Raw genomic sequence first — 23471 nt, forward strand, 5'->3', positions numbered from 1 at the left:
TTATTATATCACTATAAATTTTCAATGTCAACATCTTTTTTTAATAAGATGTTTATCATTTAATATTTCATCTGTTAGCGACTTAAATAGTATATCTAATAGTAGAAAGATTGTCAATGCTATTTTAAAAGAAAATGAAATTTTAAATGTAAGAAGGAGATTCACAATTACTTTTAATTCAATATCCTAAACTTCTGCAGCATACCACAGGTAGTTTCCCTTTCTATTTTTTAATCTAAATCCAAAAAAGGCTACTACCTGCTAATGTAAAAAAATACCAATAGAGTACAGTTCTTTATTCTCCTAATTCTATAAAATCATTTGCCTGCTACCTTTCTAAAATTAAACGTTCTATATATATATTTCTATATTTTGAGAGATCAATAATTTCATTTGATTCAACTACTTTAATAACAGGTCTTGTAGGTGACGTTTTATTAGTAAATATGATAGAAGCTTCTAAGCCATTTGATAATTCTACTTTAGATCCTAATGGTAAGTCCGTAACACAAGTCATTAAAGCTTGTACTACCTGTATGTTAAACTTTCCAAATTCTGTTTCTCGGATCATTTCTAACACTTTAAACGGTGATTCTTTTGATTGATATATTCTTTCACAAGTCATTGCATGGAACACATCTGCAACAGCAATTATATGTGAAAATATTGAGATTTTACTTCCCTTTTCCCCTCTAGGATAGCCACTACCATCTAATCTTTCATGATGTTGATACACAGCGATTTTCATTTCCTGTTTAAGAATTGTAATACTGTTGATCATTTGGAGACTGTAATAAGGATGCTCTTGAATCTCTTTGAACTCATATTCTGTTAATGGCCCAGTCTTTTCTCTAATCTTTTTATTAATTTTCGCCATTCCACAGTCAGCTACTGCACCTGCTATAGCAATTTGGAGTATATCCCCTTTACTATAGCCCATCTTTTGTGCAATAACTGCACAAATTAAACTGATAGCCACTGAGTGATGGTATATGTAATCCTCACTTGTTGAAAATTCATTTAAAGTAAATACTTTATCTCTATTTTCTAATACAAGGTCTATTAAAGGTAAAATATATGTTCTAACTTTTGTAATATTTACTTTGCTACCGGATTCCCAGTTTATAAATTCCTTTTTAATCTTATTAACAACATCTATATATTTTCTTTCAAAAGGCATAATTGAAGCTGAATCTATTATATTTTCTTGTTCAATAGGTATTAGTCCATCATCTTCATTTTCAATCTTATTAGAACCTAGAGGAGAAGAAATTATCGTGACTTGGGAAATTTGAAAAGCCTTTAATACTGGTAAATGTTCACGAGTAATTTTTGTATTTTTATAAATAATCGGATATTGGGTGTTAGCCTTTATATCATTTGCGATAACACTACCTAATTTTAAATCAGAAACTTTTACTAATTTAGTCTTCAAATAAATTACCCCTTTGTAATTCCTTTATATATGGTTTATTGTAACTGAATTATTTTCCAATTGTAATAGTAGAATACATATCTATAAATATTGAAAAATTATTATGACAAGCTATGCAATTTCAAACACGTTCCAACCCCCGTTATAGAAAAAGAGACGCTTATCGCGTCCCTCTCTTAACTATCAAGATTAGATTATCTATTGAATAATTATTCTTCTGAAGTTTCACTATTATCACTTTTCACTTCAGTTTCTTCTTCAGTTGTTTCTACAGACTCCAATTCCTCTAATTCATCTTCAGTTAGATCAGGATCTTCTTCATCTGTTTCTTTTTTCACTTTTGCAACAGAGGCAACTAATTCTTCATCACTTAAACGGATTAGACGGACACCTTGAGTACTTCGACCAGTTACTGAAATATCATTAATATCCATACGAATAAGCATACCATTAATAGTCATAAGCATTATGTCCTCTTGACCATCAACTGTTTTAACAGCTACTAGTGGACCATTTTTATCTGTGATTTGGCAAGTCTTAATACCAACACCACCACGATTTTGCAAACGATATTCACCTTCAGGAGTTCGTTTACCATAACCTTTTTCTGTAACAACAAGAATTTCTTGCTCAGGTTCAATGATTTCCATGCCTACTACATAGTCTTCATCTCTTAATCGAATACCACGAACACCAGCTGCCGTACGCCCCATTGAACGAATATCTCCTTCATTGAACCGCACTAACATACCATTATGTGTACCAATGATAATCTCTTTTTTACCGTCTGTTAATCGTACCGAGATTAGCTCGTCATCATCACGTAACGAAATTGCAATTAAACCGTTAGTTCGTATATTAGCAAAGTTAGATAATGGTGTACGCTTAGTAACACCCGTACGTGTAGTGAAGACAAAGTATGCATCTTCATCATATGATGCTACACGGATCATCGCAGTTACTTTTTCCTCCTTATCAATATTTAGTAAATTGACTAATGGAAGACCTTTAGCTGTCCGACCAAATTCAGGAATTTCGTAACCCTTTGCTTTAAATACTTTACCTTTTGATGTAAAGAATAGGATGGTATCGTGTGTAGATGTGTATAATAAGTGTTCTACAAAGTCATCTTCATGTGTTCCCATACCTTGTACACCACGACCGCCACGACGTTGGCTACGGTAAGTATTAGCTGGTAGTCGTTTAATATAGCTATTATGTGTCAATGTAATAACTGAATTTTCACGTGGAATTAAATCCTCATCTTCAATCATTTCAAAACCGCCAGCAGTAATTTCCGTACGACGTGCATCATTAAATCGTTCTTTTATTTCTAGCAATTCATCATGTATGATTTGAAGAATTCTTGATTCATCTGCTAGTATTTCTTTTAATTCTTTTATAAGAGCTAATAATTCTTGATATTCTGCTTCAATTTTATCGCGTTCTAAACCTGTTAAACGTTGTAAACGCATATCTAAAATTGCTTGAGCTTGACGTTCACTTAAATCGAATGTTTCCATTAAGCCATTTTTAGCTTCTTCAGCTGTTTGAGATGCACGTATAAGGCTAATAATTTCATCAATATGATCAAGTGCGATACGTAAACCTTCTAAGATATGCGCACGATTTTCGGCTTTACGTAATTCAAATTCAGTTCTTCTACGAATAACAATTTTTTGGTGTTCTAAATAATGGTAAAGTGCTTCTTTCAAACTTAATACCTTTGGTTGCCCATCAACAAGAGCTAGCATATTAATACCAAAGCTTGTTTGCATAGCTGTTTGTTTATATAAATTATTTAATACTACATTTGCATTTGCATCTTTACGTACATCAATGGTAACACGCATACCAGTACGGTCAGATTCATCGCGGATATTTGTTATACCGTCAATTTTCTTATCTCGTACTAGTTCCGCAATTTTTTCTATTAGGCGTGCTTTGTTCACTTGGTAAGGAAGCTCATGAATTACAATTACTTCTTTACCACTCGATTTTTGTTCGATTTCAACGCGTGCACGTATAATGATAGAGCCACGGCCAGTTTCATATGCTTTACGGATACCGCTTCGTCCTAATATTAAAGCTCCGGTTGGAAAATCTGGTCCTGGGATAATGTCCATCAATTCTTCTGTTGTAATAGCAGGATTATTCGACAGTGCCAATACACCATCAATAATTTCTCCTAATTGATGCGGTGGAATATTAGTGGCCATACCTACTGCAATCCCTGATGCCCCATTAACAAGTAAATTTGGATAACGTGCGGGTAACACAATCGGTTCTTTTTCATTACCATCATAGTTATCTTGATAATCAATTGTATCTTTGTTAATATCACGTAACATTTCCATAGAAATTTTAGACATACGTGATTCTGTATAACGCATAGCAGCTGCCCCATCACCATCTACAGAACCAAAGTTACCATGACCATCTACTAACATATAGCGGTAGCTAAAATCTTGTGCCATACGAACCATTGCTTCGTAAATAGAAGAGTCACCATGAGGGTGATACTTACCCATTACATCCCCAACGATACGAGCAGATTTTTTATACGGTTTATCAGAAGTACTGCCTAACTCTTGCATACCATATAAGATACGGCGTTGTACGGGTTTAAGCCCATCACGCACGTCTGGTAGTGCACGAGAGACGATAACACTCATTGCATAATCTAAAAATGAAGTTCTTATTGTTTTTGTTATATTAACTCCTTTAACTCCGGAGTTGTTTTCTTCAGACAAAGTATAGACCTCCCTTCAAAATTTCTAAATATCTAAGTTTTCTACAAAAACAGCATTTTCGTGAATAAATTGACGTCTTGGTTCAACATCATCACCCATTAGTTGTTCAAATGTTTGATCTGCTTCAATAGCATCATCCAATTCAACTTGTAAAAGAACGCGATGCTCTGGATCCATTGTAGTGTCCCATAATTGCTCAGCATCCATTTCACCAAGCCCTTTATATCTTTGGATACCCGGTTTTGGTTGCTTAGGTAGGCGTTCTAAAATTGCCTGTAACTCTTTATCACTATAGCAATATTCTACGTGTTTACCTTGTGCCACTTTAAATAATGGTGGCTGTGCAATATAGACATATCCAGCTTCAATAAGTGGTCGCATAAAGCGGAAGAAGAATGTTAATAATAGAGTTCTAATATGAGCACCGTCGACATCAGCATCTGTCATAATAACAATTTTGTGATAGCGTGCTTTTTGCAAATCAAACTCTTCGCCAATACCAGTACCAATGGCTGTAATCATAGCTCGGATTTCAGCATTAGATAAAATACGATCTAAACGTGCTTTTTCAACGTTTAAAATTTTACCTCTTAGTGGCAATATGGCTTGGAAATGTCGATCACGACCTGACTTAGCAGAACCACCAGCGGAGTCACCTTCTACGATGTAAACTTCGCATTCTTCAGGATGACGAGAAGAACAGTCTGCAAGCTTCCCAGGTAAATTAGATACTTCTAAAGCTGATTTTCGTCTAGTCATTTCACGGGCTTTTTTAGCTGCTACACGTGCACGTGATGCAACCAACCCTTTATCTACAATTGTTCTTGCTACTGTTGGATTTTCCAACAAAAATCTTTCAAAGCGTTCGGAGAATAAAGAATTTGTGATTGTGCTCACTTCAGAGTTGCCTAATTTTGTTTTAGTTTGCCCTTCAAATTGAGGATCAGGATGCTTAACTGATACGATGGCAACTAATCCTTCACGAACATCTTCTCCAGATAAATTAGCATCTGAATCTTTTAATAAATTATTTTTTCGGGCATAGTCATTAATTACACGAGTAAGTGCTGTTTTAAATCCTGATTCGTGTGTACCGCCTTCGTAAGTATTAATATTATTTGCAAAAGAGAATATATTAGAGGCAAAGCCTGAATTATATTGCATAGCAATTTCAACGGAGATACCATCTTTTTCACCCTTCAAGTCAATCGCTTCATGAAGGGGCTCTTTCTTCTCGTTTATATGTTCAACATATGATTTAATACCGCCTTCATAATGGTAAGTGTTTTTACGTATTTCCTCACCACGTTCATCGACGATAGAAATTTTAATACCTCGGTTTAAATAAGCTAGTTCACGGATACGATGTGCTAAGATATCAAATTCATAAACTGTTGTCTCTTTAAAAATTTCAGCATCTGCCTTAAAGCGTGTTGTAGTACCATTGTGGTCAGTGTCACCTATAACTTTTAACGGTTGAACAGTTTTACCACGTTCAAATCTTATCTCATGAATGTGACCATCTCTGTGAACTTGTACAATTGTCTCTACGGACAGTGCGTTCACAACTGAAGCACCTACACCATGTAGGCCACCAGATACTTTGTATCCTCCACCGCCAAATTTACCACCAGCATGGAGTACAGTCATAATTACTTCTACAGCTGGCTTCCCGATTTTTTCTTGTGTGTCAACCGGAATACCACGACCATTATCTTCTACTCGAATCCAATTATCTTTTTCAATCGCTACTGTAATATCTGTACAATAGCCAGCCAATGCTTCATCAATACTATTATCTACAATTTCCCAAACTAAGTGGTGTAACCCTTTGGAACTTGTAGTACCGATATACATACCGGGACGTTTACGAACGGCTTCTAACCCCTCTAATACTTGAATCTGCTCGGCATCATATGCAGCAGGCTTGTTATTATCTTCGATTGCCATTATTATTCCACCTACTCTTTCCTAGCAATAGTATGCATTATTTCTAACTCTCTTAAACCTATAAAATCCGCGGAATACTAGATTTCCTTAGTATCCACGGAACCTTGTTTCACATGAAACATTGCTGCTTCACGTATTGTTTCATGATCTATACCTTCTACACTCGTTGTAGTCACAAAGGTCTGTACTTCACCTTTAATCGTATTTAGTAAATGAGACTGACGGTAATCATCTAATTCTGAAAGAACATCATCCAACAGTAAAATGGGCGCTTCCCCAACTTCTTGTTTAATAAGTTCTATTTCAGCTAATTTAAGTGATAAAGCCGTTGTCCGTTGTTGACCTTGTGATCCGAAGGTTTGTACATCATAGCCGTTTACAATAAATTGTAAATCGTCCCGATGTGGACCAACCAGTGTAACGCCTCGTTCTAATTCACGAGGTAAAGATTCCTTCAATTTCATAGTTAAATGAGCAGTCATTTGTTCAAGTGACCATTCAGCATCCATACCACTAACTGGGCGATAACGGATTGTCATCTCTTCAAGATTTCTTGAAATACCATGATGGATTGGACCCGCCCATTCTTGTAATAGCTCCATGAAGTAAAATCTTTTATGAATCACCTTAACAGCTGCTTCAATATATTGTTCTGTATATACATCAAACATCACATCTTGCAATGTCTGTTTGCCTTGATTTTGTTTAAGTAAATGATTTCGTTGTTTTAGCAACTTTTGGAAAGTTAATAAATCATGTAAATATACTGGAGAAATTTGCCCGATTTCCATATCGAGAAAACGCCTTCTAATTTGAGGACTGCCTTTCACTACTGTTAAGTCTTCTGGTGCAAACATTACAACGTTCATTTGTCCAATATAGTCACTCAAACGACTTTGTTCTAAGTGATTTACCTTTGCCTTTTTCCCTTTTTTAGAAATAGTTAGCTCTAAAGGTAGGTGACCATACTTTTTCTGAACATCACCTTCTATTTTACCATAATCTTTCTCCCATCGTATCAATTCTTTATCGCTAGATGTACGATGAGATTTCGCCATAGCTAAAACATAAATAGACTCCATAACATTTGTCTTACCTTGTGCATTTTCACCAATTAAAACATTAATCTTCGGGGAGAAAGATAAATCGAGAGATTCATAATTCCTGTAGTTTGTCAGCTTTAGTCTCTCTATATGCATACTATTCCTCGCCTTGAGGCTCTATTAGACAAAATCTACCACATCCTGGAATATTCACTAAATCTCCTACATGTAGTTTACGGCCTCTTCTACGATCAACCTCGCCATTTACATAAACATCATTTTCTTGCAAAAACCATTTAGCCATACCACCAGAGCTTATTGCATCCGTCATTTTAAGAAATTGCCCCAGTGTTACAAATTCACTTTCTAATACAATCTCATTCACTATTTTTCATCCTCTACTTCTCATTCTATCTTATCTCTATTTTACCGAACTTTTGTTCATAAGTAAAAAGGATAGTCATCTTATCGACTACCCTTTTGAAGAAAAATCACTTAAATTTTATAAATTAGTACCAGATACTAATTTATTTTGGGAAATAATTTAACACGTTATATTAGAAAAATAATTAATATGTTCTTACAGGCAAAATCAATTGTAATATAGCATCATCATTTAGAGATTGGATCGTAAATGGACGCATTGCTCCTGTGAATTGGATCGTAATTTCTTGTCCATCAATTGCTTTTAATGCATCCATCATATATTTTGCACTGAAAGAAATGCGTAATTCTTCACCTTCAAGTGACTCTACATGAATTTCTTCTTCAACTTTACCAATTTCAGGTGAGTTTGATGAAATTTCTATATTGTTATCTCCTACAGTTGAAAAACGGACAACATTATTTCTATCTTCGCGTGCAAGTAATGATGCGCGATCGATAGCTTGAAGTAAAGTTTTACCATTGATTGTTACAGTTGTGTTGTATTCATCTGGGATTAAGCGAGAAGTTTCAGGATAATTGCCTTCTAGCAAACGTGAGAAAAATAAAACATCTGAAGTTTTGAATAAAACTTGTTGGTTCGTCATAAATATATCTACAGGTGTATTTGAATCACTTAAAATTTTACTTAATTCAGTTAAACTTTTACCTGGAATAACAACATCTGCTTCTTCAGTTGGAGTATGGTCTAAAGTAACTTTACGGCGAGCTAAACGATGACTATCTGTAGCAATACAAATAAGTCCATCTTCTTTGATTTGCCATTTTACACCTGTCAACACTGGTCGACTTTCGGATGTAGAAACAGCAAAAACAGTTTCACGAATAACAGATTTAAGTAAATCTGCAGGTAAAGTAATTTGTCGATCAGGTGATATTTCAGGAAGCATTGGATATTCAGTTGCATCTAATCCAATTAAGTGGAAATCAGATTTACCTGATTGAATTCTTGTTTGAAAATTTTCAGTTACTTCAATTTCAACTTCATTTGTAGGTAATTTACGTACAATTTCATTGAACATTTTAGCTTGTAACACAATTGAACCTGTTTCATGGACATGGATAAGTTGTTTTCCATCTTCTTCTACAGGAATTGAAGTTTGAATAGTAATGTCTGCATCACTACCTGTTAATGTCATACCTTCAGTAGATATGTCAATTTTAATACCTGTCAAAATAGGAATAGTTGTTTTGGAACTAACTGCTTTCATGACATCATTTAATCCATCTAGCAAACGATCTCTTATGATATCGAACTTCATGTTTATGACCTCACTTATTATATTTTTTATTATTTTATTATTTAAAAGAATAATAGAAATAGTAATAGGGGCTGTGGATTTGTGGATAAGTCTCTTAAAGCAAATAAAATCAGTCTATCCACATGTAGATAGACTGTGTATAAATTTGTTGTTAACTTTCTTGTTATCCACAGCAAAAATTATTTTCCTAGCATGCTTTTAATCTGCTTAATATCTTGTTGAAGACCTTGATCATCTTTAAGAAGTGATGAAATTTTTTCATGAGCATGGATAACAGTGGTATGGTCACGGCCTCCAAATTCATCACCTATTTTAGGTAAAGAACAATCAGTCATTTCACGAGAAAGATACATAGCTACTTGTCTAGGGAATGCAATAGATTTTGTTCGTTTTTTAGCTGTAAAGTCTTCTAGCTTAATATGATAATGCTCGCCTACCGCCTTTTGTATATCTAAAATTGTTAAAATCCGAGGTGTAGCATTAGGAATAATATTTTTTAATGCTTGTGCAGCTAATTCTGCCGAAATATCTTCATTTACAAGTGATGAGTATGCTACAACACGAATTAGGGCACCCTCTAATTCACGGATATTAGAATCAATTTGATTTGCGATATAGAGCATAACTTCATTTGGAATATCCAAATTATCAGCCTTTGCCTTTTTGCGTAAAATAGCAATGCGTGTCTCTAAATCAGGTGGGGCAATATCTGTAATTAGACCCCATTCAAAGCGTGAACGTAGGCGATCCTCTAATGTTGGAATTTCTTTTGGAGGACGATCACTAGAAATTACGATTTGTTTTGATTCCTCATGTAGCGTATTAAATGTATGGAAAAATTCTTCTTGAGTTGATTCTTTTCCAGCCAAAAATTGAATATCATCAATTAGTAATACATCTACACTACGGTATTTATTACGAAATTCCTCAGCTCTATTATCACGAATAGAGTTAATAAATTCATTGGTAAATTTTTCAGACGATAGATAAACTACTTTTGCTTTTGGATTATGTTCCAATACATAATGACCAATAGCATGCATTAGGTGAGTTTTACCTAAGCCAACACCACCATAGATAAATAGCGGATTATAGGCCTTAGCAGGTGCTTCAGCTACTGCTAATGAAGCTGCATGTGCAAAGCGATTACCTGATCCAATAACAAATGTATCAAATGTATTTTTTGTATTTAACATGCCAGAGGAAGTTTCAGGTTGTTCCTCGTGCTTTTTTTGAATGGGTGTAGATGGGATATCAAAATCCTCTATGTTTGGATCCTGTTGAACAACGAAACGAATGTGTAAATCCTTACCTGTTAATTCAGCTAAAATTGCTGCGATTAAGTGTACATAATGGTTTTCAAGCCACTCACGGCCGAAAGAATTGGGAGCAGCAATTGTTACAGTATCACCAGTGTAGGCTAACAATTTCGTTGACTTCAGCCAAGTTTCAAAGCTTGGTTTGGAAATCTTCTTCTTCGCTTCTGAGAGTACTTTGTCCCATAACTCTTCAATATGTTCCAAGCTCTTTCTCCTTTTCTAAAAAAACTATTCTATAAAATAATTACAGTAGTTGGTTAAATAAAAATTATATCAAGATTAGATTATAATCTAACTGTTAATCACAGTAAACACATTCTGTGGATAAATCTTATTCTACATCAGTGGATAAAATTATCCACAAGTTATTAACAATTGTGGATAAGACTTTGTATAGCAAGATTTATTTACAGAGTAAAACACAATAATTGTATCAGGAAAAGTAAAGTATGACAAGAGTTTAAAAAGGTTATCCACAAAATGCATAATTATTCACCGTTGATTTATCCACAACATATGAGCTTGTGTAAAAACTGTAGGTAAGTGCTGTGGATATTTTTAAAAAGATAAAAAAGTGTTCACAATGAAAAAAGAGTAAAAATCATTTAAGTGTGGATAACTTAGCATGATAGCGTGAAAGCGTGAAAGGGATAAAGAACTTCTTTAAGATTAAAGTGATTATTTTAAAGGGAGTTGACAAAGTAGCCTGATAATAGCTATAATATCCAAGACTGTCTGTAGTATTTAGATAATAGACTTTCATCAGGAGGTGTCATATAAATGAAACGCACATACCAACCGAAAAAACGTAAGCATAGTAAAGTACATGGCTTCCGTGCACGTATGGCTACTAAAAACGGTCGTAAAGTGATCGCAGCTCGCCGTCGTAAAGGAAGAAAAGTATTATCAGCATAAGCATAAGTCCACTGAACATACTCAGTGGTCTTTTTTCTTTTATAATATGAGGTAGAAGAGGAAAAAAGAATAAGCAGGTGCAAAAAATGAAAAAACGCCGCAGAATTAAAAAGAACGAGGACTTTCAGAAAGTGTTCAAAAAAGGGAAGTCTTTTGCGAATCGCCAATTTGTTATCTATTATCTTGAAAAAGATGGACAAGATGAATTTAGAATTGGGTTATCCGTTAGTAAAAAAATTGCAAAGGCAGTCACAAGAAATCAAATTAAACGTTATGTCCGTCAAAGCTTTTTTGAGTTAAACGATGAGCTTCCACAAAATATGGACTACGTCATTATCGCCCGAAATCCGGCGGCCACCATGAATTTTCATGAAACAAAGAAAAGCCTTGAACATGTATTGAAAATCGCAAAGGTTTTAAGAAGAAGTAGTAGAGACAACAAGAAATCCCATGATAGAATAAAAAAAAGCAAATAATCTTGCAGGGAATTCGTTGATTATGCTGGATCTAGATAGAATCGAATCTTGTAAAGTAAGCTTTGAAAAACAACAAAACCTGCGAAAACAGGAGGGGCCCAAAGTGAAACAGATTACGCAAACAGGCGCAACTGTAGAGGAAGCAATTTTGCTTGCCTTACATGAGCTTAACCTTACTCGTAAACAAGTAGATGTTGAAATTATTCAAGAAGCAAAAAGAGGTTTTTTAGGAATTGGTTCACGAAAAGCACTAATTCGTGTAACAGAAAAACAAATTGAAAAACCAAGTACCAAACAAGAAGATATAGAGGAATCCGAATTTGTATTCAGAATAAATTCTATTCAGCAAGATAAAGAACAAGATGAAATTGATACTAGGATCAGTGCAATTTCGACCTTAGAAAAACCAACAATTGATGTGGTTGAACCAAAAGATTTGCAGGAAGAACAAGAAGATACCGGAATGGTAGATTATTCAGAAGCAATCGAAAAGGTTAAAGAATATATTACCGAAATTGCAATACAATTAGGTATTCAAGACCTTACAATTCAGGTTGAACAAAAGGGTAAAACGATTAATTACCGACTATCTAGCGAAAAAGCTGCTCTTTTAATTGGTAAGCGTGGTCAAACATTGAATGCTCTTCAACAATTAGCACAATTAGTAGCACATCAGTACATCAAACGTTTCATATTGGTAAAATTAGATGTTGAAAATTATCGCGAAAGACGTCAAAAATCACTAGAATTATTGGCAAATCGTATGGCAGACAAAGCAGTTCATACGGGAAGAAAAGTAGAACTTGAGCCAATGCCGGCAAATGAACGTAAGATCATCCACCATGTATTAGCAAATCGAGTAGACGTTGAGACCTATTCAAAAGGTGAAGATATCAAACGTCATTTAGTGATTGAGCCAATTAGATAAAATTTCAAGGATTGTGAAAGAGTCCTTCTCAAGAGTTGAGAAGGACTCATTTTTTTGCTATATGGTATTATAAAAAATTAGAGAATTAGATGTTTTGTTATCCACATGTGGATAACTTTTTCCAACGTAGGAGGTAAAAAATATGGAATTTGATACAATTGCAGCGATATCCACACCAATGGGTGAAGGGGCAATAGCAATTGTCCGATTAAGCGGTGACCAAGCAATTGAAATAGCAGATCGTATTTTTCATTCGCCAAGTGGTAAAAAATTATCAGCACAGCCTTCTCACACAATTCACTATGGCCATTTAAAAGAGGTTGAAACAGGCGAAATAGTAGAAGAAGTAATGTTATCGATGATGAAAGGACCAAAGACTTTCACGAGAGAAGATGTAGTAGAAATCAATTGCCATGGCGGTCTTGTTTCAGTGAACCGTGTTCTTCAGTTAGTACTTAGAAATGGAGCGAGATTGGCTGAACCAGGTGAATTTACGAAAAGAGCATTTTTAAATGGTCGTATTGATTTATCACAGGCAGAAGCTGTCATGGATTTAATTCGAGCTAAAACAGATAAGGCGATGAATGTAGCACTAGGTCAAATGGATGGTAAACTATCTCGCCTAATTAATCAATTACGTCAAGCATTAATAGAAGTATTAGCGCAAGTAGAAGTAAATATAGATTATCCAGAGTATGATGATGTTGAGGAAATGACAATTCCGTTAATGTTAGAAAAATCTACTTGGGTAAAGCAAGAAATTGAAAAATTACTTCAGACATCTTCTCAAGGGAAAATATTGCGAGAAGGATTATCAACGGTTATATTGGGGCGACCAAATGTAGGGAAATCCTCATTACTAAATAGCTTAGTTCAAGAAAATAAAGCAATTGTCACTGATGTAGCGGGTACAACACGTGATATTATTGAAGAATACGTCAATGTACGTGGCGTACCTCTTCGTTTAGTAGATACAGCAGGAATTCGTGAGACAGAAGATATTGTTGAACGAATCGGAGTAGAAAGATCTCGCCAAGTCTTAAAAGAAGCAGATTTAATCTTACTTGTTGTAAACTATAATGACGAGCTAACAGAGGAAGACGAACGATTATTTGAAACAATTCAAAACATGGATTTTATCGTCGTTGTCAATAAAACAGATTTACCACAAAAAATTGATTTAAACCGTGTGAGAGAACTTGCAGGTAATCGTAAATTAGTCACCACTTCTCTATTACAAGAAGAAGGTGTTGCAGAGCTTGAAGAGGCTATTGCAGCATTATTCTTTGAAGGATCTGTTGAAGCAGGCGATTTAACATATGTTTCAAATGCTAGGCATATTGCATTACTGCATCAAGCACTTGATCGCATTAATGATGCAATTGGCGCTGCAAATGCAGGTGTTCCTGTAGATATGATTCAAATTGATGTAACTAGGTCATGGGAAATTCTAGGTGAAATTGTTGGAGATACAGTACAAGATAGCTTGATTAATCAGTTATTCTCGCAATTCTGCTTAGGAAAATAATAGAAGGATTCAACATTATACTTAGCAGATGAAGACCTCTAGGTGTAAGTTGAATAGCTTTTATAGGCAATTACTTGATAGGCTGAAGGATCATTATCAACTAACTACTTATTGTCTATTGAAGCAAAGGAAACTCTAAAAAAGAAAGGAAGTAACGAGCAGTGCTAACAAATTATGAAGCAGGCACGTTCGACGTTGTAGTAATTGGAGCTGGTCATGCAGGAGTAGAAGCTGCATATGCCTCAGCTAGAATGGGTGCAAAAACTTTAGTATTAACAATAAATTTAGATATGATTGCTTTTATGCCATGTAATCCATCTGTTGGTGGACCCGCAAAAGGGATTGTTGTACGTGAAATTGATGCAATGGGTGGAGCGATGGGGAAAATCATCGACAAGACAAATATCCAAATGCGTATGTTAAACACTGGTAAAGGTCCTGCAGTTCGTGCGTTACGTGCACAAGCTGATAAAGTGATGTATCAACATGCAATGAAAAAATTACTTGAAGATCAAGAAAACCTTAGTATCCACCAAGCTATGGTGGAAGAGTTAATCGTAGAGGATGGACAAGTAAAAGGTGTCATTACACAAACAGGTGCAATATACCGTGCGAATACGGTCGTAATTACAACAGGTACTTTCCTACGTGGTGAAATTATTATTGGCGATTTGAAATATTCAAGTGGTCCAAATAACCAACAACCTTCTATCAAGCTTGCCGATAATTTACGTGAACTAGGGTTTGATATGGTCCGTTTTAAAACAGGTACACCACCACGTGTTAATAGTAAAACCATTGATTATAGTAAAACTGAAATTCAACCAGGTGATCCAGAACCACGTGCTTTCAGTTATGAAACGACTGAATTTATCACAGATCAAATTCCATGTTGGTTAACATATACAAGTCTAGAAACACACCAAATTATTAATGATAATTTAGATAAATCACCAATGTTCACAGGTGTCATCACAGGTACAGGTCCTCGATATTGCCCATCAATTGAAACAAAAATTGTACGCTTTAACGACAAACCTCGTCACCAATTGTTCTTAGAACCAGAAGGTCGCAATACACAAGAAGTTTATGTTCAAGGACTATCAACAAGTTTACCGGAACATATTCAACGAAAAATGCTTGAAACAATTCCTGGACTAGAAAAGGCTGAAATGATGCGTGCTGGATATGCTATCGAATATGATGCAATTGTTCCTACTCAGCTTTGGCCAACACTTGAAACAAAACGTATTCAAAACTTATATACAGCAGGTCAAATTAATGGTACTTCTGGTTATGAAGAGGCAGCAGGTCAAGGGTTAATGGCAGGTATAAATGCAGCTGCAAAAGCCCTTGGAAAAGAAGAAATGATCCTTGGACGCGCAGATGCTTATATTGGTGTATTAATCGATGATTTAGTGACAAAAGGAACAAATGAACCTTATCGACTATTAACATCTCGTGCAGAATATCGTTTATTATTACGTCACGACAATGCAGATATGCGTTTAACAGAACGTGCTTATCAAGCAGGGTTAATTTCAAAAGAGCGCTATGATCGTTTCCTTGTGAAAAAAGCACAAGTAGAAGGTGAAATTGCTCGTTTACATGATGTCATTCTAAAACCAAATGAGGAAACTCAAGCTACTATTCAATCAGTTGGTAGTAGCCCATTAAAAGATGGTATCCGTGGTACCGATTTATTAAAACGCCCTGAGGTCAATTATGACTTAGTAGCTTCGTTGACACCATCAGATATAGAGTTAAGCACAGAAGTAAAAGAACAAGTTGAAATACAAGTGAAATATGAAGGTTATATTGAAAAAGCCCTTCAACAAGTAGAAAAACTTAAAAAAATGGAAGATAAGAAAATACCGGAAAATATCGATTATGATGCAATTTCTGGGATTGCAACAGAAGCAAAAGAAAAGTTGAAAGAAGTACGTCCACTTTCAGTAGCACAAGCATCTCGTATTTCAGGTGTTAATCCAGCTGACATTTCGATTTTACTGGTGTATATTGAACATGGAAGAATCGCGAAAATTTAAAATTAGAAGCAATACAAGTATATGTTAGAAGAAGGGCTCTGTCGTTTTCATATGCCTGTAATCACAGGCATATGTCGCAAAACTGTAATACTAAACAGTTTTGTTGAACAGAGCCATACTAAAAATAATGACAAAATTTAAGTAGCACTTATGGAAGGGGAATAACATGAACGAAGAACAGTTTGTGCAAGCTTTAAAAACGCAGGGGATTGAGTTATCAGATAAACAAATTCAGCAATTTCATATTTATTTTGAAACATTGGTAGAATGGAATGAAAAGATGAATTTGACAGCAATAACTGATTTACCATCTGTTTATTTAAAGCATTTCTATGATTCTATTAGTGCTGCATTTTATATTGATTTTGATAAGGTTCAGTCACTATGTGATGTAGGAGCAGGTGCTGGGTTTCCAAGTATCCCTATTAAAATTTGTTTCCCACATTTGAAAATTACGATTGTAGATTCGTTAAATAAACGTATCCAATTTTTAAATCATCTAAGTGAAGAATTACATTTAGAAAATGTAAATTTTGTTCATTCACGTGCAGAAGATTTTGGACAAGCTAAAGAGTATCGAGAAAAATTTGATATGGTAACCGCACGTGCTGTTGCTAGATTATCTGTTTTATCTGAACTATGTATTCCACTTGTTAAATTGGGTGGCACTTTTGTAGCGATGAAAGCAGCTAGTGGTGATGAAGAATTAAAGGATGCTAAAAGAGCTATAGCGACTCTTGGTACAAAACTAGTAGATAAGTTTGAATTCTTACTTCCGATTGAAAACAGTGAACGTACAATTTATGCCTTTGAAAAAATAAAAAATACTCCAAAAAAATATCCACGTAAGCCTGGAGTACCCAATAAATCACCGATTCACTAATATATGTTTCACATGAAACAAAAAAAGGAATCTACCGTTTTTTATCGAAAGAAACTATAATGATAAATGAACATAATTACTTTTTGTATAATGTTAGTAAATATATATAGATAGATAGTCATCTCTAGTAACTAGAAAGTAAACTAGATATAAATAAGAGATGAGAAATATCATTAAAGGTGGTGCCAAAGGATGAAAAGTACTTTTTCACGTTTTTTTGGAAGTGGTGAGAAAGTAGAAAACACCTCAAAAAGTGAAGTAAAGAATACGGAATCGGTTGTAAAGCTTTCTATTGAGAAAATTAGTCCAAACCGCTATCAACCACGAACAATTTTTGATGATTCTAAGATTGAAGAATTAGCACGAACAATACATACGCATGGTGTCATTCAACCAATTGTCGTACGTAAATTAGATGAGGATCATTATGAAATTATTGCAGGGGAACGTCGTTACCGAGCAATGAAATCATTAAATTGGACAGAAGTGCCAGCAATTATTCGTGAAATGAATGATAAAGAAACGGCTTCTGTTGCACTGATTGAAAACCTACAACGAGAAGAACTTACGTCGATTGAAGAAGCGCAAGCTTATCAAAAACTTTTAGAATTACATGAATTGACACAAGAAGCTCTTGCTCAGCGTTTAGGCAAAGGGCAATCTACTATTGCCAATAAACTTCGCCTTTTAAAATTGCCAGAAACTATTCAAATGGCAATTTTAAAAAGAGACATCTCTGAACGACATGCGCGTGCATTAGTTCCTGTTAAAGATGAAGAACTGCAATTGAAGTTATTACAAGAAACAATTGAGCATGATTATAATGTTAGACAATTAGAACAACGAATTAGTGAAATATTAAACCCTAAAGAAAAAACAACAAAGGCAAAACCACGTCGTAAAGCGATTAGTCGGGATATACGGATAGCACTCAATACTATTCGCCAATCACTTACAATGGTAAATAAAACAGGTATTCATGTAGAAACCGAAGAGGAAGAACATGATGAGTTTTACCAAATTACAGTGAAGATTCCTAAGAAGAAAGCATAATCATATTTTCTATAAAACTCTTACTCTAGAAAAAATTAGAATAAGAGTTTTTTCTTTAGATTTCATCTAGTAAATGGAGCCGAGAAATCATTTTTTTGATAGAATGTATAAAAAGGTATGTTAAACATTTTAATGAATACGTTTCTGAAAGCAGGTGCACCATGGGAAGAACAATAGCAATTGCAAACCAAAAGGGCGGCGTTGGTAAGACGACAACATCTGTAAATTTAAGCGCGTGCCTTGCTACATTAGGAAAAAAGGTATTATTAATTGATACGGATCCACAAGGAAATTCTACTAGCGGTGTTGGAATCAATAAAGGGGAAGTTGATAAATGTATTTACGACGTACTCATTGATGATGAGCCAATCGAAACAGCTATATATAAAACAAATACTGATAATTTATATATTGTACCAGCAACGATTGCACTCGCAGGAGCAGAAATTGAATTAGTATCAACCCTCTCAAGGGAAGTACGATTAAAGCATGCTATAGAGGATATAAAAAAAGAATATGATTTTATTATTATCGATTGTCCTCCATCGTTAGGGTTATTAACGATCAACTCTTTAACAGCTGCGGATGCTATTTTGATCCCCGTACAATGTGAATACTATGCGTTAGAAGGTTTAAGTCAATTATTATCGACAATACGTCTTGTGCAAAAGCATCTGAACAACCAGTTAATGATTGATGGTGTTTTGTTAACAATGTTAGATGCTCGTACAAATTTGGGATTACAAGTTATAGATGAAGTGAAGAAGTATTTCCAAGACAAAGTGTATAAAACGATTATTCCGCGAAATGTCCGTTTAAGTGAAGCACCAAGTCATGGCGAGCCTATTATTCTCTATGATCGCAAATCTCGTGGTGCAGAAGTGTATTTAGAATTGGCAAGAGAGGTGATTAAAAATGGCTAAAGCATTAGGAAAAGGATTAGGTGCACTTTTTCAAGACCAAGAATTATTAGAATCAGATAAAGTAACCCAGACAGCTATTCGTGATATACAAGAAAATCCATTTCAACCACGGAAAGTTTTCGATAAAGAATCTTTACAAGAGTTAGCTCAATCTATTAAAGAATATGGGATTTTACAACCCATTATATTGCGAAAAAAAGGTGCAAAGTTTGAAATTGTTGTAGGGGAAAGACGATTCCGTGCAGCGAAGTTAGCAAATTTAACAGTTGTACCATCTGTTATTCGTGATTTCGATGATATAAAAATGATGGAATTAGCCATTTTGGAGAATCTTCAACGTGAAGATCTAACACCAATCGAAGAAGCAGAGGCTTATCATAGCTTGATGGAACATCTAGGTTTAACTCAAGAAGAGTTGTCCAAACGGCTAGGTAAAAGTCGTCCACACATTGCAAATCATGTTCGTTTATTAACATTACCAAAAGACGTCCAAAAACTTGTGAATGATGGCAAACTAACGATGGGACATGGTAGAACATTATTAGGTTTGAAAAATAAAAAACAAATACCTATGATTGCTGAAAAAGTGATGAAGCAACATCTAAATGTTCGCCAACTAGAAGCGTTAGTCCATTCCTTAAATGAGAAAGTTCCACGTGAAACAAAGAAAAAAATGAAAAAGGATATTTTCATTGAAGAAAAAGAGTCTCAATTAAGAGATTACTTTGGTACAAATGTTTTAATCAAAAAAACAAAAAATAAAGGGAAAATAGAAATTGAGTTTTTCTCTGAAGATGATTTAGAACGCATATTAGATTTATTAGAGGATTGAGTGAATTTAAGTGGTCTTATTAGGAACAATCATTGACTCACTGCTTATAGCAGTAGGGTGTATTATCGGGAGGTTTCTACAAGGTATTCCTGATAAAATGAAAGAAACAGTCATGCAGGTTATTGGACTTGCTGTAACTGTGCTAGGTATTCAAATGGGCATTAAGAGCGATAATTTTATTATAGTTATCGTAAGCCTTGTTGTTGGGACAATTATTGGAGAATGGATTGATCTAGATTTACAGTTAAATCGATTTGGTAAATGGATAGAGCGTAAAATTGGGAAAAAGGGCGAAAATGGCGATATCGCCCAAGGATTTATCACAGGTACTTTAATCTTTGTTATTGGTTCAATGGCTATTATAGGTGCGCTTGATAGTGGCCTTCGAAATGACCATTCCGTATTAATAACTAAAGGTATCATTGATGGATTTACAGCTATTTTCTTGGCCTCTACTTTAGGTATAGGTGTACTATTAAGTGCAATTTCGGTGTTTGTATACCAAGGTGCAATCGCTTTGTTTGCTGGTCAAATAAGCATACTTGTTCCAGATGCTTTAATGGATACCTTTATACAACAAATGACGGCAACAGGTGGTGCTATGATTATAGCTATTGGTCTAAATATGATGGGGCTCACGAAAATCCGTGTAGCTAATATTTTGCCAGCCATTCTAGTGGTTGCGTTCATAGTGTCGATTATGCATATTTTTTAGTGAATGGCGATGAAATGCCAAGTAGAGTGCACGTGCAATCCGGTTACTCATTTCATATGTCACATTTAATCTAGTAGTTTGTAATATAGTATGTTCCATAAAGCCACCAAAATTGACGATTCCCTTAATAGAGACGTCCCCAATTGGTGGCAATTCTTTTTTTACAGCTTTACCTGGTAAGAGTGGACCAGGTTGAAAAAGTATTTCACCAATCCGTTGTTGCTCACCTAAACAAGCATCAATAGCTACAACAAATGGTTTAATAGATTGTTCCTGTAAAGAATCAACAGTTTCTTTTAAGTTTAAAGCATGTAATGGTTGTTCTAAAGATCCAATAATTCTATAAGGAAAAGAGATATAGTTTGAGAGTAAACTACCAATTAAGGGCCCTAAAGCATCTCCTGTAGAACGATCAGATCCAATACAACAAAATACAAGATTTTCATGATGAAATGGTATATGCTCTAATAAGAAAGAGCTTAATCGCCAAATGGCACCTGAATCTTGATAGTGCAATGCATATGAGAAAGCAGAATTAGATAATGGAAGTGTCATATGAATTTTCACCTTCTTCTTTTTCTGCAGTATACGTAAGAAAAAATTTTTTTATGCAAGAGGAGTTATAAAAGTGAAATTAAAAAGTATGCATAGTTGGGAGTCAATGAAGGATTACTTAACAGATGAAAAACTATGGAATAATATAGGATTTGCAACACTTAAGATTATTGCTATCTGGCTTTTATCAATGGTTGTTGTACGTGTTGCGAAGATGGCCATTAAAAAATTCTTTGATATTCGAATGAATGGGCCAATTGCATTACAACCTGCATCTGAACGACGGTATCGAACAATTTTACGATTATTGCAAAGTGTCATATCTTATGTAGTTTACTTTTCAGCAATTATCGCTATATTATCTGCTATGAATATAAGAGTGGCAGGTTTGTTAGCTGGTGCTGGAATCGTCGGTTTAGCAGTTGGGTTTGGTGCACAGAGTTTAGTAAAGGATGTCATTACTGGATTTTTCATCATCTTTGAGGATCAATTTGGTGTTGGAGATTATATTAAAATTACTTCAACGGAGGGAACAGTATTAGAAATTGGTTTACGTACAACGAAGATTAAAGGTGCAGCAGGGGAAATTAACATTATACCGAATGGCTCTATTACAGAGGTTGTAAATTATTCGATTAATAACTCAATTGCAATTATTGATGTTAGTGTAGCATATAGTTCAGATATTGAAAAAGCTGAAAAACTCATCGAACAATATTTAAAAACTTTACCAGCTACTCATGAAGAAGTGGTTTCTGAGCCAACCTTGCTAGGTGTCCAAAATGTCGTAGGAGCCGAAGTCACATTACGTATTTCCGTTGAGACATTACCAATGCAACATTTTGCTATTTCACGTATGGTTCGTCGTGATATTAAAGATATTTTTGATCGCAATGGCATTGAAATTCCTTATCCTAAAATGATGGTTTATGAACGAGATAATAATCAAGCATTTGAAGAAGGAGAGTAAAAATGGAAGCAAAAAAATATGGTCTTGGTGATATAGTAGAGATGAAAAAGCAACATCCTTGTGGAACAAATGAGTGGAAAATTATTCGCCTGGGTGCAGATATTCGTATCAAATGCGAAGGATGCCAACATAGTGTAATGATTCCACGTAGGGAATTTGATAAGAAAATGAAAAAAGTCTTGGTAGTCGCAAATCCATCTGAAGAATAGACTTTTACTTAGTGAAAATCTATAATGAACAAGTTGATATAGGAAATAATTTAATAGTATTTATTTTTTTGAAAGGTTGTGGAAAAAATGGCTTTAACAGCCGGTATCGTAGGTTTACCAAACGTTGGTAAATCCACATTATTTAACGCAATTACAAAGGCAGGGGCTCTTGCAGCGAACTATCCATTCGCAACAATTGATCCAAATGTAGGGATTGTAGAAGTTCCAGATGCACGTTTAGATAAATTAACTGAGTTAGTACAACCAAAGAAAACTGTTCCTACAGCATTTGAATTTACAGATATCGCTGGTATCGTAAAAGGTGCAAGTAAAGGTGAAGGACTAGGTAACAAATTCTTAGCTCATATCCGTGAAGTAGATGCTATTACTCAAGTTGTAAGATGCTTTGAAGATGAAAATATTACACATGTTGCAGGTAAAGTGGATCCTATTAGTGATATTGAAGTCATCAACCTAGAGTTGATCCTTGCAGACTTAGAATCTGTTGATAAACGATATGCAAAAGTTGAAAAGTTAGCTCGCCAAAAAGATAAAGAAGCGATGATTGAAGCGCCTATTTTAGAAAAAATTAAAGAAGCGTTCGCAGCAGAAAAACCAGCTCGCTCTGTTGAATTATCTGATGATGAAAAGAAAGTTATTAAAGGGTTAAATTTGTTAACAATCAAACCAATGCTCTATGTAGCGAATGTTTCTGAAGATGAAGTAGCAGATGCTAGCAATAACAAATATGTACAAGCAGTTCGTGAATATGCGGCTTCTGAAGGTGCAGAAGTGATTGTTGTTTGTGCTAAAATTGAAGAAGAAATTGCAGAATTAGATGATGATGAAAAATCAATGTTCCTAGAAGAATTAGGTATTGAGGAATCAGGATTAGATCAACTAATCCGTGCATCATATAGCTTACTTGGTCTAGCTACATATTTCACAGCTGGGGTACAAGAAGTAAAAGCATGGACATTCCGTAAAGGTATGAAGGCGCCACAATGTGCCGGAATCATTCACTCTGACTTTGAACGAGGTTTTATTCGAGCAGAAACTGTCTCATATGAAGATTTAATGCAATATGGTTCTATGAATGCTGCTAAAGAAGCTGGACGCGTACGTCTTGAAGGTAAAGACTATGTTGTACAAGATGGCGACATTATGTTATTCCGTTTTAACGTATAAACAAGAACTATTAAGTAGCCCTGTAAGTATAAAACTTACAGG

At 34.8% G+C, this 23471-nt stretch carries 21 protein-coding genes; 13 read left to right on the forward strand and 8 right to left on the reverse strand.

Features of this window, described 5'->3' with window-relative positions:
* Nucleotides 1-328 precede the first annotated feature (328 nt).
* The 7 genes from Q0977_RS06135 to dnaA all read right to left on the reverse strand — a co-directional run bounded on the left by Q0977_RS06135 (nt 329) and on the right by dnaA (nt 10410).
* Nucleotides 329-1435 (reverse strand): HD-GYP domain-containing protein, encoded by a 1107-nt coding sequence (locus Q0977_RS06135; protein ID WP_299511468.1) that lies wholly within the window; start codon nt 1433-1435, stop codon nt 329-331.
* A 209-nt stretch (nt 1436-1644) separates the two neighbouring features.
* The gene (gene gyrA / locus Q0977_RS06140; protein WP_119416613.1) at nt 1645-4188 is read right to left on the reverse strand and encodes a DNA gyrase subunit A; all 2544 of its coding nucleotides are present in this window, start codon (nt 4186-4188) and stop codon (nt 1645-1647) included.
* Between the two features lie 24 nt (nt 4189-4212).
* On the reverse strand, nt 4213-6138 hold the full coding sequence (gyrB, locus tag Q0977_RS06145) for a DNA topoisomerase (ATP-hydrolyzing) subunit B (RefSeq protein ID WP_119416614.1): 1926 nt from the start codon (nt 6136-6138) through the stop codon (nt 4213-4215).
* Between the two features lie 77 nt (nt 6139-6215).
* Complete coding sequence (recF, locus tag Q0977_RS06150; protein WP_119416615.1) at nt 6216-7337, reverse strand: DNA replication/repair protein RecF; 1122 nt, start codon at nt 7335-7337, stop codon at nt 6216-6218.
* A gap of 1 nt (nt 7338) precedes the next feature.
* Nucleotides 7339-7566 carry a S4 domain-containing protein YaaA gene (gene yaaA, locus Q0977_RS06155; protein ID WP_119416616.1) on the reverse strand — a complete coding sequence of 76 codons (228 nt, stop codon included), beginning with the start codon at nt 7564-7566 and terminating at the stop codon, nt 7339-7341.
* A 184-nt stretch (nt 7567-7750) separates the two neighbouring features.
* Nucleotides 7751-8887, reverse strand: a complete 1137-nt coding sequence (gene dnaN, locus Q0977_RS06160; protein ID WP_119416617.1) for a DNA polymerase III subunit beta — start codon at nt 8885-8887, stop codon at nt 7751-7753.
* A gap of 179 nt (nt 8888-9066) precedes the next feature.
* Entirely contained in the window at nt 9067-10410 is a 1344-nt protein-coding gene (gene dnaA, locus Q0977_RS06165; protein WP_119416618.1) for a chromosomal replication initiator protein DnaA, read from the reverse strand.
* Nucleotides 10411-10986: 576 nt separating this feature from the next.
* On the opposite strand from dnaA, the gene rpmH reads away from it, so the two are divergent.
* The 10 genes from rpmH to Q0977_RS06215 all read left to right on the forward strand — a co-directional run bounded on the left by rpmH (nt 10987) and on the right by Q0977_RS06215 (nt 20507).
* Nucleotides 10987-11121 (forward strand): 50S ribosomal protein L34, encoded by a 135-nt coding sequence (rpmH, locus tag Q0977_RS06170; RefSeq protein ID WP_066791201.1) that lies wholly within the window; start codon nt 10987-10989, stop codon nt 11119-11121.
* A gap of 86 nt (nt 11122-11207) precedes the next feature.
* A complete protein-coding gene (gene rnpA, locus Q0977_RS06175) occupies nt 11208-11597 on the forward strand; it encodes a ribonuclease P protein component (protein ID WP_119416619.1) in 390 nt (129 codons plus the stop codon).
* 103 nt (nt 11598-11700) lie between these two features.
* Nucleotides 11701-12525, forward strand: a complete 825-nt coding sequence (gene jag / locus Q0977_RS06180; protein WP_299511512.1) for an RNA-binding cell elongation regulator Jag/EloR — start codon at nt 11701-11703, stop codon at nt 12523-12525.
* A gap of 142 nt (nt 12526-12667) precedes the next feature.
* A complete protein-coding gene (gene mnmE / locus Q0977_RS06185; RefSeq protein ID WP_299511515.1) occupies nt 12668-14053 on the forward strand; it encodes a tRNA uridine-5-carboxymethylaminomethyl(34) synthesis GTPase MnmE in 1386 nt (461 codons plus the stop codon).
* Nucleotides 14054-14214: 161 nt separating this feature from the next.
* Entirely contained in the window at nt 14215-16101 is a 1887-nt protein-coding gene (gene mnmG, locus Q0977_RS06190; protein ID WP_124218266.1) for a tRNA uridine-5-carboxymethylaminomethyl(34) synthesis enzyme MnmG, read from the forward strand.
* A gap of 166 nt (nt 16102-16267) precedes the next feature.
* Complete coding sequence (rsmG, locus tag Q0977_RS06195) at nt 16268-16984, forward strand: 16S rRNA (guanine(527)-N(7))-methyltransferase RsmG (protein WP_119416623.1); 717 nt, start codon at nt 16268-16270, stop codon at nt 16982-16984.
* A 192-nt stretch (nt 16985-17176) separates the two neighbouring features.
* A complete protein-coding gene (gene noc, locus Q0977_RS06200; RefSeq protein WP_119416624.1) occupies nt 17177-18037 on the forward strand; it encodes a nucleoid occlusion protein in 861 nt (286 codons plus the stop codon).
* A gap of 161 nt (nt 18038-18198) precedes the next feature.
* Complete coding sequence (locus tag Q0977_RS06205; protein ID WP_119416625.1) at nt 18199-18960, forward strand: ParA family protein; 762 nt, start codon at nt 18199-18201, stop codon at nt 18958-18960.
* Nucleotides 18953-19792 carry a ParB/RepB/Spo0J family partition protein gene (locus Q0977_RS06210; protein ID WP_124218267.1) on the forward strand — a complete coding sequence of 280 codons (840 nt, stop codon included), beginning with the start codon at nt 18953-18955 and terminating at the stop codon, nt 19790-19792. The genes Q0977_RS06205 and Q0977_RS06210 overlap by 8 nt, the downstream gene beginning before the upstream one ends.
* Before the next feature lie 10 nt (nt 19793-19802).
* A complete protein-coding gene (locus tag Q0977_RS06215; RefSeq protein WP_119416627.1) occupies nt 19803-20507 on the forward strand; it encodes a DUF554 domain-containing protein in 705 nt (234 codons plus the stop codon).
* On the opposite strand, the gene yyaC is transcribed toward Q0977_RS06215, so the two are convergent.
* Nucleotides 20466-21062 carry a spore protease YyaC gene (gene yyaC / locus Q0977_RS06220; protein ID WP_124218268.1) on the reverse strand — a complete coding sequence of 199 codons (597 nt, stop codon included), beginning with the start codon at nt 21060-21062 and terminating at the stop codon, nt 20466-20468. The genes Q0977_RS06215 and yyaC overlap by 42 nt on opposite strands.
* Nucleotides 21063-21093: 31 nt before the next feature.
* Here yyaC and Q0977_RS06225 point away from each other — a divergent pair, with 31 nt between their 5' ends.
* From Q0977_RS06225 to ychF, 3 genes are all read left to right on the forward strand, one after another.
* The gene (locus Q0977_RS06225) at nt 21094-22032 is read left to right on the forward strand and encodes a mechanosensitive ion channel family protein (protein ID WP_256386329.1); all 939 of its coding nucleotides are present in this window, start codon (nt 21094-21096) and stop codon (nt 22030-22032) included.
* 2 nt (nt 22033-22034) lie between these two features.
* Nucleotides 22035-22241 carry a DUF951 domain-containing protein gene (locus Q0977_RS06230; RefSeq protein WP_124218270.1) on the forward strand — a complete coding sequence of 69 codons (207 nt, stop codon included), beginning with the start codon at nt 22035-22037 and terminating at the stop codon, nt 22239-22241.
* Nucleotides 22242-22328: 87 nt separating this feature from the next.
* Nucleotides 22329-23429 (forward strand): redox-regulated ATPase YchF, encoded by a 1101-nt coding sequence (gene ychF, locus Q0977_RS06235; RefSeq protein WP_119416630.1) that lies wholly within the window; start codon nt 22329-22331, stop codon nt 23427-23429.
* Nucleotides 23430-23471 lie beyond the last annotated feature (42 nt).

The organism is uncultured Rummeliibacillus sp., assembly GCF_934216135.1.
In the GTDB taxonomy this organism is placed as follows: domain Bacteria; phylum Bacillota; class Bacilli; order Bacillales_A; family Planococcaceae; genus Rummeliibacillus.

Excerpts from the sequence above, each read along its gene's own strand:
- gyrB (WP_119416614.1), bottom strand. The coding sequence starts at position 6,138 with ATGGCAATCGAAGATAATAACAAGCCTGCTGCATATGATGCCGAGCAG.
- recF (WP_119416615.1), bottom strand. The coding sequence starts at position 7,337 with ATGCATATAGAGAGACTAAAGCTGACAAACTACAGGAATTATGAATCT.
- dnaN (WP_119416617.1), bottom strand. The coding sequence starts at position 8,887 with ATGAAGTTCGATATCATAAGAGATCGTTTGCTAGATGGATTAAATGAT.
- rpmH (WP_066791201.1), top strand. The coding sequence starts at position 10,987 with ATGAAACGCACATACCAACCGAAAAAACGTAAGCATAGTAAAGTACAT.
- rnpA (WP_119416619.1), top strand. The coding sequence starts at position 11,208 with ATGAAAAAACGCCGCAGAATTAAAAAGAACGAGGACTTTCAGAAAGTG.
- mnmE (WP_299511515.1), top strand. The coding sequence starts at position 12,668 with ATGGAATTTGATACAATTGCAGCGATATCCACACCAATGGGTGAAGGG.
- rsmG (WP_119416623.1), top strand. The coding sequence starts at position 16,268 with ATGAACGAAGAACAGTTTGTGCAAGCTTTAAAAACGCAGGGGATTGAG.
- noc (WP_119416624.1), top strand. The coding sequence starts at position 17,177 with ATGAAAAGTACTTTTTCACGTTTTTTTGGAAGTGGTGAGAAAGTAGAA.
- Q0977_RS06205 (WP_119416625.1), top strand. The coding sequence starts at position 18,199 with ATGGGAAGAACAATAGCAATTGCAAACCAAAAGGGCGGCGTTGGTAAG.
- Q0977_RS06210 (WP_124218267.1), top strand. The coding sequence starts at position 18,953 with ATGGCTAAAGCATTAGGAAAAGGATTAGGTGCACTTTTTCAAGACCAA.
- yyaC (WP_124218268.1), bottom strand. The coding sequence starts at position 21,062 with ATGACACTTCCATTATCTAATTCTGCTTTCTCATATGCATTGCACTAT.
- Q0977_RS06230 (WP_124218270.1), top strand. The coding sequence starts at position 22,035 with ATGGAAGCAAAAAAATATGGTCTTGGTGATATAGTAGAGATGAAAAAG.
- ychF (WP_119416630.1), top strand. The coding sequence starts at position 22,329 with ATGGCTTTAACAGCCGGTATCGTAGGTTTACCAAACGTTGGTAAATCC.